Annotated in this window: 12 protein-coding genes; 6 read left to right on the top strand and 6 right to left on the bottom strand. The window is 40.4% G+C overall.

Annotated elements, in window-relative coordinates; translation table 11 throughout:
* Positions 1 to 84: 84 nt before the first annotated feature.
* A complete protein-coding gene (locus QI031_RS23545; protein WP_281482027.1) occupies positions 85 to 1317 on the top strand; it encodes a molybdopterin molybdotransferase MoeA in 1233 nt (410 codons plus the stop codon).
* Positions 1318 to 1667: 350 nt separating this feature from the next.
* Here QI031_RS23545 and hemJ read toward each other — a convergent pair whose 3' ends face one another.
* Positions 1668 to 2252: a protoporphyrinogen oxidase HemJ gene (hemJ, locus tag QI031_RS23540; protein ID WP_281486107.1), complete on the bottom strand. Its 585-nt coding sequence runs from the start codon at positions 2250 to 2252 to the stop codon at positions 1668 to 1670.
* Between the two features lie 421 nt (positions 2253 to 2673).
* Here hemJ and QI031_RS23535 point away from each other — a divergent pair, with 421 nt between their 5' ends.
* Together QI031_RS23535 and QI031_RS23530 are read left to right on the top strand one after the other, a co-directional pair.
* Complete coding sequence (locus QI031_RS23535; protein WP_281481597.1) at positions 2674 to 3984, top strand: IS701 family transposase; 1311 nt, start codon at positions 2674 to 2676, stop codon at positions 3982 to 3984.
* Positions 3985 to 4013: 29 nt separating this feature from the next.
* Entirely contained in the window at positions 4014 to 4946 is a 933-nt protein-coding gene (locus tag QI031_RS23530; protein ID WP_281482026.1) for a serine hydrolase domain-containing protein, read from the top strand.
* A gap of 7 nt (positions 4947 to 4953) precedes the next feature.
* On the opposite strand, the gene QI031_RS23525 is transcribed toward QI031_RS23530, so the two are convergent.
* The 5 genes from QI031_RS23525 to QI031_RS23505 form a co-directional block, all read right to left on the bottom strand.
* Complete coding sequence (locus tag QI031_RS23525; protein ID WP_281482025.1) at positions 4954 to 5805, bottom strand: alpha/beta fold hydrolase; 852 nt, start codon at positions 5803 to 5805, stop codon at positions 4954 to 4956.
* 125 nt (positions 5806 to 5930) lie between these two features.
* A complete protein-coding gene (locus QI031_RS23520; RefSeq protein ID WP_281482024.1) occupies positions 5931 to 7028 on the bottom strand; it encodes an NAD(P)/FAD-dependent oxidoreductase in 1098 nt (365 codons plus the stop codon).
* Between the two features lie 114 nt (positions 7029 to 7142).
* On the bottom strand, positions 7143 to 7610 hold the full coding sequence (gene psbQ / locus QI031_RS23515; protein WP_281482023.1) for a photosystem II protein PsbQ: 468 nt from the start codon (positions 7608 to 7610) through the stop codon (positions 7143 to 7145).
* A gap of 227 nt (positions 7611 to 7837) precedes the next feature.
* On the bottom strand, positions 7838 to 8584 hold the full coding sequence (locus tag QI031_RS23510) for a DUF561 domain-containing protein (RefSeq protein ID WP_281482022.1): 747 nt from the start codon (positions 8582 to 8584) through the stop codon (positions 7838 to 7840).
* A 174-nt stretch (positions 8585 to 8758) separates the two neighbouring features.
* A complete protein-coding gene (locus QI031_RS23505) occupies positions 8759 to 9301 on the bottom strand; it encodes a Uma2 family endonuclease (RefSeq protein ID WP_281482021.1) in 543 nt (180 codons plus the stop codon).
* A gap of 479 nt (positions 9302 to 9780) precedes the next feature.
* Here QI031_RS23505 and miaB point away from each other — a divergent pair, with 479 nt between their 5' ends.
* From miaB to QI031_RS23490, 3 genes are all read left to right on the top strand, one after another.
* Positions 9781 to 11145 carry a tRNA (N6-isopentenyl adenosine(37)-C2)-methylthiotransferase MiaB gene (gene miaB / locus QI031_RS23500; protein ID WP_281482020.1) on the top strand — a complete coding sequence of 455 codons (1365 nt, stop codon included), beginning with the start codon at positions 9781 to 9783 and terminating at the stop codon, positions 11143 to 11145.
* 207 nt (positions 11146 to 11352) lie between these two features.
* Positions 11353 to 11754 (top strand): potassium channel family protein, encoded by a 402-nt coding sequence (locus tag QI031_RS23495; protein ID WP_281482019.1) that lies wholly within the window; start codon positions 11353 to 11355, stop codon positions 11752 to 11754.
* Positions 11751 to 13256, top strand: coding sequence for a TrkH family potassium uptake protein (locus tag QI031_RS23490; RefSeq protein WP_281482018.1), 1506 nt, complete (start codon positions 11751 to 11753; stop codon positions 13254 to 13256). The genes QI031_RS23495 and QI031_RS23490 overlap by 4 nt, the downstream gene beginning before the upstream one ends.
* Positions 13257 to 13272 lie beyond the last annotated feature (16 nt).

The raw sequence follows: 13272 nt of genomic DNA, 5'->3' as shown, positions 1-13272 counted from the left end.
TATAGCGTGGGTATTAAATCAGATTAAAAACAACTAACAACTAACAACTGACAACTGACTAAATTAAAACTAAGGTTATTCGCTATGTTATCAGTCAAGGATGCAGAAGCAATTATTTTAAATTTAGTACAACCGTTAAATGAGCAGCGAGATACAGAAATTATAGATTTATGGGCAGCAAGCGATCGCATTTTGGCAACGCCTGTTACCAGTTCGTTGGATTTTCCTCATTGGGATAATTCGGCAATGGATGGCTATGCAGTACGTTACGAAGATGTGCAGCACTCTAGTAGCGCCCAACCAACAATTTTGGAAGTTGTAGAAGCAATTCCCGCAGGATATCAGCCCCAGTCTACGATTCAGCCGGGACAAGCAGCACGGATTTTTACGGGTGCGGTAATGCCAGCAGGGGCGGATACTGTGATCATGCAAGAAAAGACACACAAAGAAGAAAATCGTGTCTTAATCCTTGATGCACCCCAACCGCGACAATTCGTTAGACACAAAGCTGCTTTCTACCAAGCTGGAACTCAACTACTACTACCAGGAATTAAGTTAAATGCCCAGAACATTGCTGTGTTAGCTGCGGCACAGTGTCCACAATTAAGTGTTTACCGTCGTCCACGGGTGGCAATTTTTTCTACTGGTGACGAATTAGTTACAGCTGAACAACCGCTACAACTTGGGCAAATCGTCGATTCTAATCAGTATGCCCTAGCAACTTTAGTAAAAAATAGTGGAGCAGAACCTTTATTGTTAGGTATTGTGAAGGATGATCCGGTTGCACTGCAACAAGTGATTACTTATGCCATAGCTAATGCTGATATAGTGATTTCTTCTGGCGGGGTTTCGGTGGGTGATTATGACTATGTTGACAAAATTCTGGAATCCCTAGAAGCCAAAATTCATATTCGTGCTGTGGCGATGAAACCTGGTAAACCCCTAACTGTGGCTAATTTCCCCACACACAATTCAGTGTTGTACTTTGGTTTGCCAGGAAATCCTGGTTCTGCTTTGGTAACTTTTTGGCGGTTTGTGCAACCAACCATTAAAAAACTTTCTGGACTGGCTGAAGGTGGAAAATTAGAATTTTTACGGGTGCGATCGCATGATGAATTACGATCAAATGGTAAGTTTGAAACTTATATTTGGGGTTGTTTACATCTAATTGATGGAGTTTACGAATTTTACCAAGCCTCTGGTAGTCATAGTTCCGGTAATTTAATTAATTTAGCTCAAACTAATGCTTTAGCTGTTCTACCAGTGGGTAAAGTATTAATTTCACCAGGAGAAGAAGTATTAGTACTTTTTTTCTAGTGCTAATCTATACATCTTTTCGGATAATATCGGGCGATTTCTCTATCTAATGGCCGAATTAATACGGGTAATTTAAATATTAAATAAATAACTATTCCGATCACCTGACGAACTTTAACTTGATATCTCTCCGTTGTGATTTAGCAGCGGAGAGTTTTTTTCATCAATAGCCGAATAGAAATATTTACACTAATTCGTAATTCGTAATTCGTAATTCAAAAACCAGATGCAATCTGGATTGCCAACTTTGCATCTGTGGTATTCTTTTTTCAAATCGGTATTAAAAGGCAGAAGGCAGGAGGAAGAAAATATATTTTTTGCCTTCTGCCGTATTGAACTTTCAAGTTTCTCTAACTTTGTTCTTGAGGAACTTGTCCTATTTGTGCTATCAACTTTTCTTTATCTAACCTACGTTTTTTGGCGTAAAGCTGAATAGTGACTGCCATCAAAATAATCATGCCAAAAATTGCCCAGGCTGTTATATCTGTAGGCAAATTATTCTTAAATACAGCTAGCAATACAATCACTACCAACATAACTGTAGGTGCTTCGTTTAAAGCCCGCAACTGCTGACCACTCCACCGACATTCATCAGCAGCTAACTTCTTCATCAGCCGACCACAATAATGATGATAACCCAGCAAAATAGCCACAAATAGCAGCTTGAAGTGCAGCCAACCTTCTTTTAAAACTTCTGGTTCAGTACTGAGTAAACCAATCGCCATTGCTACAGTTACCAACATTCCTGGGGTAGTAATGATGTGGTAAAGGCGTTTTTCCATAATTTGATACTGATTCTTCAGTATCGTGCGTGCTGGTTCGGGTTCTTGGTTAGCTTCAACATGATAGATAAACAGACGCACTAGGTAGAACAACCCAGCAAACCAAACTACAATACCGATAATATGAAACGCTTTAAACCACGAATAAGCCATGAATTGTAACCTGCCTTGATCAACTTGTTTTAAAGTAGTAATAGCCTCAATGGCTGCAAGTACTCTCATTACTAGGTTACGACAAAACCTTATGCGGTAATTGATAAAGAAGTGTGAATTATCACGACAATATTTTTCTTTGACTTCAACCAATTTAGTAGTAAAGGCAAGTCTATGGATGAGAGTAGCTATTAATCTTTGACAGTTTTGGGTTGTAGATAAGTTTAAATTAACAGCTTACAACAAAAACGAGGCTAATTTGATTATTGATGACTACATTCTGGAAATAATGGCTCAAAATCAGATTCCGGGACTCTCTATTGCTGTGGTGCAGGAAGGTGAACCTGTTTTGATTAACCCTCTTTTATCACTCTCGACAAAGTATAATTAGGAGCGATCGCAAAAACACCAGACAGAGAGTATGGTTGAGCCTCGCCGAAGCGCACCCACAGTAAAATTTGTGGACGAATACTGCCATTTGTATCAAAACCTCTTTCCAGAAGTTAGAAGCTTTGAAGCTTTTAAGTACCTACACATGGGATGTGTTTCTGATATAAAACGTAAAACTTTACCGGAAATAGCGAAAATTGTAGGGCTAGATAATCATCAAGCATTACACCATTTTTTAACAGAATCACCCTGGGATGTACAAGAATTAAGGAGGCAAAGGTTAGAATTAATATTATATATACTTCAAGGTCGCCCAATCATACTAATAATTGATGAGACAGGGGATAAGAAAAAAGGAAATACGACTGATTATGTGAAACGACAGTACATTGGAAATTTAGGTAAAACAGATAACGGTATTGTGGCGGTTACAGCATATGCAGTCTTATCTGGAATGACGTTTCCTCTAATATTTGAAGTATATAAACCGAGGGAAAGACTACAACCAGGAGAGAAATATTTAACCAAACCCGAAATCGCCGGGATAATGATAAGAAAATTGCGGTCGATGGGGTTTAGATTCAATCTGGTGCTGGCGGATAGTTTATATGGTGAAAGTAGTAAAAGTTTTTTAAGCGTACTAAATGAATTAAATCTTAATTTTATTGTAGCGATTCGCTCAAACCATAGAGCATGGGGAATTACAGACTCAAAAGTAAAATACTCAGATTGGCAAAGATTCAAGCGTGTTTTCTCGGATTTAAGTTCAGAGAATAGATATATTAGAGAGATAATATGTGGCAAAAAATCGGAAGTAAGGTATTGGCAAATAACAACGGATATTGAAGTTCTTCCAAAAAACACGACTTGGTATGTCATGAGTAAATATCCAGAGATTACTCCAAGAGATGTGGGCAATTTTTATGGTTTAAGAACTTGGGTAGAATATGGTTTAAAACAAAGTAAAAATGAATTAGGATGGGCAGATTTTCGCCTAACTCATTATTCACAAATAGAGAAGTGGTGGGAAATTGTTTTTAGTGCCTATCTGTTGGTTAGTCTTCATTCCGAACAACTGCTAAAATTACCACCACAATCTGAATCTAGATTTTCATCACATCCTGGGTGGAATCAAGGCAATGGTTGGAATAGTATTCTGAATAACCTCCGTTTGATACTTCAGCCATTTACATTATTTAACTTAATTAAACCTTGGTTAGCGGTCTTTACAGTCCCTAAGCTATCTGAGGGATTTTTTCAACTTCAAATGATTGTTAATAATCTGACTTGCTCAATTTTTCAAAACTTCAATATCTCTTATTTCTATTTTTCCTCTGCCTAGAGTGACAAAAGAGGGTTAAAGGCTATGGGTTGGCGAATATAGAACATTTCGTGGCCGCAACCGAACACACAGTTTATGAAATTGCTTCTATTGGTAAAACGTTCACCGCTACCCTGATGATGATGTTGGTAGAAGCAAAAGTAATTTCGCTAGACGAAGCGATCGCCAATTATCTTGATGATTTACCCTTAGCTTGGCAAAGTGTCACCGTTAAGCATATTCTGTCTCATCAGTCTGGGATTCCCAGTTATACTGATGCTTCCAACTACTGGGAAATTACCCGTCTTGATTTATCTAAACCAGAAATTTTAGCTTTAGTTCGTGATTTACCCCTAAAGTTTCAGCCAGGTGAATTTAGCGCCTATGACAATACAGGCTACTATCTACTGGGCTTGATGCTGGAACAGATCACTGGACAATTTTATGAAGATTTGTTGCGCGATCGCATTTTTTTACCGTTAGGAATGAATGCAACGGGGATGAATAATCCCCAAAACATTGTGTCTCATCGGGCTGCTGGCTACCGTTTGTTAAATCATAAACTGATTAACAAACCTTATTACAGTCCTTCTGTCACATATTCAGCTGGAGGGCAACTTTCTAGTATTGCAGATATGGCGAAGTGGGAACAAGCACTTAACAATGCAACTCTGCTTAAACAATCAACCCTTGATTTAATGTGGACTCCCCATCCACCAAGTCAGGGTAATAATTGGGAAAAGCTCAAATATGTAGCAGGTTTAGGTTGGTGGATATTCAATTATGATGATCGTCGTGTGGTTGGTCACAACGGTTCGATCTTGGGATTTGCCAGTAATATTACCCGTTTTATTGATGATCATATTACTGTAATTTTATTGTGCAATTTAGACAAGATTTCTCGACCAGATGCGATCGCTAAAAAAATTGCTGGATATTACAGCCCAAAACTGGCAAAGTTAGCACTTCAGCCTCCATTATGATTTTATGTTAGCTAGATTCAGTGCGACGCACAAAAGGCAACATATCTTCTAGAATCGTTTTGTGATAGTGTTCTTGAGGATAATGCCCAACGTTGTTAAGTTTGATTATTTCTGCATTTGGTACAGAATCTGCAAAATTTTGTGCCATTTCTACAGATAACCAAGGGTCAATTACACCCCATTGTAAAAGAATTGGTTTTTGCCATTGTTTAAAACCAGATTCGATTTCTGCCATTGCGGTTTCAAGTTGCAAGTTACGAATAGTTGCCAACAGACCACGCCCAGGAGCAGAACTTTTCAAATAAGGTTTACGATAAACATCCAAATCTCGATCTTCGATGCGGTAACGGCTACCACCTTCTAAAGTTCGGTCAACTAATAAGGGGTCTTGGGTCATCATTTCACCTGCTAAGGGTAAACCCATTTGTTTAATTTTCCAGGGTAATTTGGCAGTAGTAGAAATTGGTGTATTGAGAATAACTAAGTTGGCAATTTGTTCAGGGTGACGTAAGGCATACTGTAATCCTACAGAGCCTAAAAATCCTTGGACAACTAAAGAAAAGCGCTCAATTTCTAACGCTTTGATAAATTTTTCTAGGGCTGTAATAAAGACAGCGGGTGTGTAGGCAAAGTCTCGTTTTTCGGGATGTGCAGAAAAACCATAACCGATCCAATCAGGTGCGATCGCTCTTGTTCCCTGGGCTGCTAAAGCTGGTAAAATATGCCGCCAGCTGTAACTTTGAGATACTAAACCATGTAGTAGGATTACAGGTAATAGGTCAGTTCTGCCAATCGGTAAAGATTCACGATAAAACCATTCTAAAGAATCTACTGTTATTTTATGTTCTGTTGATGACACGCTATTATTTTCCTGGATTTTGGATGTAAATGTCTCACGCAGAGGCGCAGCGAAAAGTTGTCAGGAGGGTTTCCCTCCGTAACAAACTTTTCAAGACAGAGGTATTTTTTAATGAGAGTTAATTATTAGATAATCATCTCACGAATCGCGGCAGCTGTTGCTGGTGCTAGTAAAACGCCGTTGCGATAATGTCCGGTGGCGAGGAGGATATTACTAAATCCTAGGAGTTTACTGATAATTGGGGCGGGACGACCTTCAGGACGAGGACGTAAGCCTGACCAAGTGCGGATAATGGTTGCTGTGGCTAACTCTGGGCAAAATGCGATCGCTTGTTGTTTGACAGATTCTAGTAATTCGCGATCGGCTGTGATTTCATTGCTATTGTGGGGAAATTCCACCGTTGCCCCTATCCAATAATCTTTGCCACCCACAGGAACGATATGCACATCATTACCTGTAATTACTGGTTGGAAGTCGGGATTACCTAGGGGATGCCCTAAATGTACTTGTAATGCTTGCCCCAAAACAGGACGAATATCAATTATTTGGTTTAACTGTGCCGTCAATGGTGTCGAACCTAGTCCGGCGGCAATTACAACCCAATCTGTGGTAATTTTTCCCTCTGTAGTTTCCACGGAAAAACATTTGACAGGTTCTTGTAGATGGTTTCGTTTTGGTGTTGGCACATCTAAAACATTCACACCAAATTTGAAATTAACACCTTTGTTTTGAGCAGCCGCAACTAAAGCTAATGTTAAAGCAGTTGGATCAAGCTGACGGTCTTGAGGAGAATAGACAGCACCAGTAATTTGAGTGTTATTAACTTGAGGACAGAAATCTTTGAGTTTCGCTGTGTTCCAAATTTCTAATTGCCAGCCTTGAGAATGGCGAGTTTCTACTAATTTTTCCCACGCTGGGAAATTTTCTGCTTCTAGGCAAAGGCTAAGGATTCCTTGGCGGTTGAAAGGAATTTTAGTACCTGTTAAAGCTTCTAATTCAGGAATTAAGGTTTCGTAACGTTGGATGCTAGTTTGTCGCATCTGCCAAGCTTTGCCCTTAATTTTGTGGCTGATTACGCCCATCAAAACTCCAAGAGCCGCACCTGTAGAGGCTTGGGCGGGTGGCTGACGGTCAATAACTGTGATTTTTAATCCTTTAACTTGACTTAGTTCATAGGCGATCGCAGCCCCAACTACACCACAACCAATGATGACTACATTCATAACTTTGATGCAAAATTAAAAGTAAAGAGCCAGAAGCTTCAAAATAATTCGTAATTCGTAATTACCAATTGTTGAATTTAAAACTCCTAACTCCTAACTCCTAATTATTAACTCTTAACTTTCCTCTGAGATACTGCTTGTTTGTGGAAGCAGCTCAAGGAATTTATCGATATCTGTGAAAGCAGCTTGGGAATTATTCAAGGCAAGCAAAGTATCACCTTCTTTTGCAGCTTGATCAATTTTAACCAGATGATTTAACAAATCTCGCGTGATTTGGCGTGCTGTGGGTTGGACTTTAGGCAGCAGGTTGGGAGTAACATAAGTCATACTCAACCTTGCTTCTGTTATGGGGCCATGTATAAAATTACCCACATCGATCCAATCTCTCCTTTGAATTAGCCGTTGCAGTTCTTGAGAGCGATCGCGCACAGATTGAATTTCAGGAACGTGTACCTGAATCCTTTGCAGATCAACTGCTGTGTAAGTTGGCGGTGCAACTGCCACGCCAGGACCGCCACAACTAATCAAGAATGTGGCCAATAATACTAGAACCAGTGAAAAAATAGAGCGTTGACGCACCATAAACCGAACTTATTTGTTTACCAATAACAGTGTCACTCTAGTAGTTTGAGTTTGGCGCTGTCAACTGCTCAAAAAGCGATCTTTCAGCGTGTGCAGCTACTTTGATCCTTAGCAACTTGATAGGTATAACTAAAGCTTTTTCATGGAACATTTGCCAACTTCATTCAGAAGTAACTCATGAGAGATTCTGGTTAATAGCCTGGAACTGGAGTTCCAGACAAATTGGATTACCCAGCACTCACCACTGATGTTGTTGCTAAGGACTCGACTAAGCCACGCACAGCAGCAATCATAGCTAGTTCACTATTGAGTTGGTTAATAGCAGAACCCACACCAATACCAGCAGCACCAGAGGCGATCGCTAATGGTACTGTGACGTTAGAAATGCCAGAAGCACACAATACAGGTACGGATACTGCACGGGAAATTTCATAAGCTGCTGCTAAGGTGGGAGCAGCTTTTTCAATTAATCCCAAAGTTCCAGGGTGAGACGGTTGGCTGCTAGTGCCGCCTTCGGTTTGAATAATATCGGCTCCAGCTTTGACTAGTTCTTCTGCTAGTTCCACTTGTTGATCTAAGGACAAAATGTGAGGAACGGTAACAGATAAGGTAATTTCTGGAAGTAAAGCGCGGGTTTGGTGAGTTAATGCCAAAACTTCCTCAGCTTCAAAACGTCTTCCTTGGGCATAAAACGAATCAAAATTGCCGATTTCAATCAAATCTGCACCAGCTGCCACAACTTCAACAAATTTTTCTGGTTCTACCGCTGATACACAAACTGGTAAATTAATCAAGTTTTTAGCTAACTGAACTAGAGCAGCATTAGCAGCAATATCGACAAAAGTAGCACCACCAAGTTCAGCAGCTTTGATAATAGCAGCAACGCGATCGCTATCAAAGTTATTCAACCCGCTGATCACTTTCAAGACACGGCGGTTATTAAATGCGTGTTGGAGAGTAGAATGCATTGTCATGGTTTCGTTTTTTGCAGCTACAAAAATAAGGTCTATTCTACCGTCCCTCTGTTGAAGTCAGTCGAGAGCCAGCCAAAATAACTATGACATTGGCTAAATTTTAATGATTTGTCTTTGTTGTGGATTGGCGATCGCTGTTTTATAAAAATAACTAAAATCCGGTTAAAAATACCTTTAGTCAAATTCTGGTGACCACAAATCGGAAATTTGTACTTTCCACCCTGGCAGCAAATCAGGAACAGTTAGTACATCCTTGTTGCGTAAAATCACTGGCTCTGTTTCTGAGGAAAGAACTTCAACAGTTCGATCATCTGGGTTAATTAGAATCCCTACTCGCGTTCCCAAAGACAAAAATTCTCGGATTTTTGCCCGCAACTGTTCTAAATCATCACTGGGAGATTTTACTTCCACTGTCAAATCAGGAGCTAACTGAGCAAAAGACTTGGGACTACGACGCAAACGTTCCGCTAAAACAAATGAAGCATCAGGCGCTCTTAAATTAGAATTGGGTAATCTAAAACCAGCACTAGAAGCTGCTACCCGTCCAAGTTTGCGAGGTTTAACCCAGTTACGTATTTGGGCAATCATTTCGGCTGCAACTTCATCTGATTCATATCCCGACGGACTCATAACAATGATATTTCCCTGGACTAATTCCATCCGATAGTCAGGATACTGCTGCTGCATTTTTTCCAAGTCTTGAATTGTTAGAGACATAAAACCTCCCAAAACAGACACCAGCACTACTCTATTCTAAATCTGCAAAACTTAGTAACTTCATGCGGACAATCGGTGATACCGTTTCACTTTAAAGTTGATACATTTGGGCAAGCAGGGGAGGCAGGGGGCAGAGAGCAGGGGAGGCAGCACTTCGGCTACGCTCAGTGACCGGGGGCAGGGGGAGTAAGAAAAGTAATTTGTATCAATAATTTCGTGAAATGGTATTACCGCATTTTTCGCTTTTCAAACTGTGGCTTTAAACCCAGAACTAAAGTTTTAATTGATACTTCTACCTTCTGCCCGACGTTCGCGGACTCGCTACCGCTACGCTATCTGCCTCCTAACTCTTGCCTTCTTGGTAAATATTTTTCAAAAGCAACTCGGTTACTTTTAAAGAGCTAGCCCAAAGATTGTTAGAGTAAATAAAATATAGAAATAAAATTTATATACATAACGCTGATTAAGCATAATCGCCCATGACCACTTCTAAACGCCGCTATCACATTACTACTTTCGGTTGCCAGATGAATAAAGCCGACTCAGAACGCATGGCTGGCATCTTAGAAGACATGGGGTTGGAATTTTCTGAAGATCCGAACCATGCAGATGTGATTCTCTACAATACCTGCACAATTCGAGATAATGCTGAGCAAAAGGTATATTCTTACCTCGGTAGACAAGCTAAACGCAAACATGAACAGCCTGATTTAACATTGATTGTTGCTGGTTGTGTTGCTCAACAAGAAGGCGAGAGCCTTTTACGGCGAGTGCCAGAATTAGACTTGGTAATGGGGCCACAACACGCTAACCGTCTCAAAGATTTACTAGAGTCGGTTTTGGAGGGTAATCAAGTTGTCGCAACTGAGTCGGTTCATATTATAGAAGATATTACTCAGCCGCGACGAGATAGCAAAGTTACTGCCTGGGTGAATGTGATTTACGGCTGCAACGAACGCTGTACCTATTGTGTGGTTCCGAATGTGCGTGGTGTTGAACAATCTCGCACACCCGAAGCTATTCGCGCCGAAATGGTAGAATTAGGTCACCAAGGTTACAAGGAAGTCACCCTACTCGGTCAAAATATTGATGCTTACGGTAGAGATTTGCCTGGGGCGACACCTGAAGGTAGGCATCTACACACATTTACAGATTTGTTGTACTGCGTACATGATGTTCCAGGAATTGAACGCTTAAGATTTGCTACCAGCCATCCTCGTTATTTTACTGAGCGATTAATTAAAGCTTGTGCCGAGTTACCCAAGGTGTGCGAACACTTTCACATTCCTTTCCAATCTGGGAATAACGAGATTTTAAAAGCTATGTCACGGGGTTATACCCAGGAAAAATACCGCCGAGTTATCGACACTATTCGTAAGTATATGCCAGATGCGTCAATTAGTGCTGATGCGATCGTGGGTTTTCCTGGGGAGACAGAAGCACAGTTTGAAAATACTCTCAAATTAGTTGAAGATATTGGCTTTGATTTATTGAATACAGCAGCATATTCACCTCGTCCAGGTACACCCGCAGCTTTGTGGCAAAATCAGTTAAGTGAAGAAGTTAAAAGCGATCGCTTACAAAGATTAAACCATTTAGTCAACATTAAAGCAGCCGAGCGATCGCAACGTTACTTCGGACGCATCGAAGAAGTATTGGTAGAAGACCAAAACTCTAAAGATCCAACTCAAGTAATGGGACGCACAGGCGGTAATCGTTTAACTTTTTTCCCTGGTGACATCCAAAAATTGAAAGGACAATTAGTAAAAGTAAAAATTACCGAAATTCGCGCTTTTAGCTTGACAGGTGAACCGATAGAAGTACGGCAAGCCACGCCAGTTTAATACTAAGATGATCTTAAAGTAAACAGTTAGAGGAAATCAGCAACTTCGAGTATTAGAAGGAATTAACTTGACATTAACAGCAGAACAGGTTTTTGGGTGGTTAAAAGTAGGTAAGTGTTGATGATATTTCGTGAGCGACAAGATCCCCGACTTCTCAAAGAAGTCGGGGATCTGAGTCTCTAAAATAACTATTAACTATCAATTAATATGAACTTGATTATTGTAGGAGCCAGCCCAGAGGGTGTCTCTTTAGCAGAATTAGCACTAAAAGATGGGCATAATGTGGCGATTATTGAAGCTTCAGAGGAACGGGCTTTAGAAGTTTTACAAGAATACGATATTAAGGTATTTCACGCCAACATTACTCAAGGCGGAATTTTGGATGAAGCTGGAGCAGATCAAGCAGATGCCATAATTGCGACAACTAGCGATGATTCAGCTAATCTCATGACTATGTTTTTGGGCAAAGAGTATAATATCCCCACTTTAATAAGTATGGTACACGAAAAGGAACATAGAGGACTGTTTACCAAAATAGGTGTACACGTCATCGTTGACCCAGAGGTTATTATTGCCCACCATCTCTACAACCTGCTACCAGAAGCGTGAAGATTAAGATTCGTCCTTTGAGTCCTCATGTGAGGACAATTCTGCATTATGTAGGTTTATTGCTACATGTACCCGGTGTCATGGCCTTGGCTTCTTTGCCTGTGTGTATTTGGTTTGGTGAATATTATGCTATCTTGCCATTCTTAGAAACAGCGATCGCCTCTTTGATTCCTGGTCAATTATTTTACCGCATATTCAGTGAAAGTAAGGTAACTCGTTTACGCCATTCTCTGCTGATTGCTGCCATTAGTTGGGGGATTATTCCCCTTTTAGGAGCAATTCCATTTTTGGCGATCGCTCATACAACTCTCTCTACCCCAACACCCCAAACTGTACTAGAGTTTCAGTATTTCTGGAATGCTGCTTTTGAAGCATTTTCGGGATTTACTAGCACAGGGCTAACAGTAACACTACACGAAAATGAACTACCTCATAGTTTGCAGTGGTGGCGTTCTTTAACTGAGTGGATTGGTGGAGTCGGGATGATTGTTCTAGTTCTTTCTGTTCTAGAACCTAGTAAAGATGCTGATCAACTTTATAAAGCTGAGGCTAGACAACAGCGTATCGCTTTAACTGTAACTGCAACAGTACGCCGGATTTGGTGGATTTACTTCATTTATACAGGATTAAGTATTTTATTGCTGTACATAGCCGGAATGCCTTTGTGGGACGCAATTAACCACGCTTTCACCGGCATTTCTACAGGTGGTTTTAGTATCCGCGATCAAAGTTTAGGCAGTTATAGTCCCGTTATTCGATTAGCTATTATTCCAGTAATGATTGCTGGAGCAATCAGCTTTCCCATCCATTACCAGTTAATCAAACAACGGCGATTGTCTGCACTCTGGCAAGATTCACAACATCGGGCATTGTGGCTACTATTGGGTTTGGGAACACTTGCACTATTTATAGAAAATCGTTGGTTTAGCGGTGCGTTTTTGTGGTTAGATTCTCTATTTCAATGGGTTTCTGCTTTAGGAACCTGTGGATTTGAAACTGTTGATTTACAAACTTGGAGTCCCAGCGCCAAACTGTTGTTAACTTTGGCGATGATAGTAGGTGGGGCTTCTGGTTCTACAGTTGGAGGATTGAAGTTAAAAAGGTTGGTATCTTTTTATAAAGGCGTATTGTGGCGTTTTCAACGACTGACTCTTCAACATCATCAACTCATGCGCTATCAGTTAGAAAATAAAGTATTAACTGAGACAGAAGCAAATCGGATTATTGAAACTGCTGCTATCTTAGCCGTACTTTGGCTAGGAGCGATCGCCCTTGGAGTTATGATATTGCTCCATGTTGCTCCTGAATATGATTTTATTGATGTACTTTTTGAAGCTGCTTCTGCTTTAGGAAGTGTGGGTTTATCAGCAGGAATTACTAGCCCAGATTTACACTGGCTAGGTAAATTGACTTTAATTTTGTTGATGTGGATGGGAAGATTAGAAATTGTCCCAGTTTTGGTTTTATTTTCTTCGTTGGTGAATCTGGGTAGGAGTTTATAGGGCTACGCCCCGCTAC

Source organism: Halotia branconii CENA392 (assembly GCF_029953635.1).
GTDB classification, from domain to species: domain Bacteria; phylum Cyanobacteriota; class Cyanobacteriia; order Cyanobacteriales; family Nostocaceae; genus Halotia; species Halotia branconii.
The sequence above is the reverse complement of the archived record's forward strand: the minus strand, read 5'-3'. Positions and strand labels throughout refer to the sequence as shown.

Coding starts and splice junctions, on each gene's coding strand:
- QI031_RS23505 (WP_281482021.1), bottom strand. CDS start 9,301: ATGTCTCTAACAATTCAAGACTTGGAAAAAATGCAGCAGCAGTATCCT.
- QI031_RS23510 (WP_281482022.1), bottom strand. CDS start 8,584: ATGACAATGCATTCTACTCTCCAACACGCATTTAATAACCGCCGTGTC.
- QI031_RS23495 (WP_281482019.1), top strand. CDS start 11,353: ATGAACTTGATTATTGTAGGAGCCAGCCCAGAGGGTGTCTCTTTAGCA.
- QI031_RS23535 (WP_281481597.1), top strand. CDS start 2,674: ATGGTTGAGCCTCGCCGAAGCGCACCCACAGTAAAATTTGTGGACGAA.
- hemJ (WP_281486107.1), bottom strand. CDS start 2,252: ATGGCTTATTCGTGGTTTAAAGCGTTTCATATTATCGGTATTGTAGTT.
- QI031_RS23545 (WP_281482027.1), top strand. CDS start 85: ATGTTATCAGTCAAGGATGCAGAAGCAATTATTTTAAATTTAGTACAA.
- miaB (WP_281482020.1), top strand. CDS start 9,781: ATGACCACTTCTAAACGCCGCTATCACATTACTACTTTCGGTTGCCAG.
- QI031_RS23520 (WP_281482024.1), bottom strand. CDS start 7,028: ATGAATGTAGTCATCATTGGTTGTGGTGTAGTTGGGGCTGCGATCGCC.
- psbQ (WP_281482023.1), bottom strand. CDS start 7,610: ATGGTGCGTCAACGCTCTATTTTTTCACTGGTTCTAGTATTATTGGCC.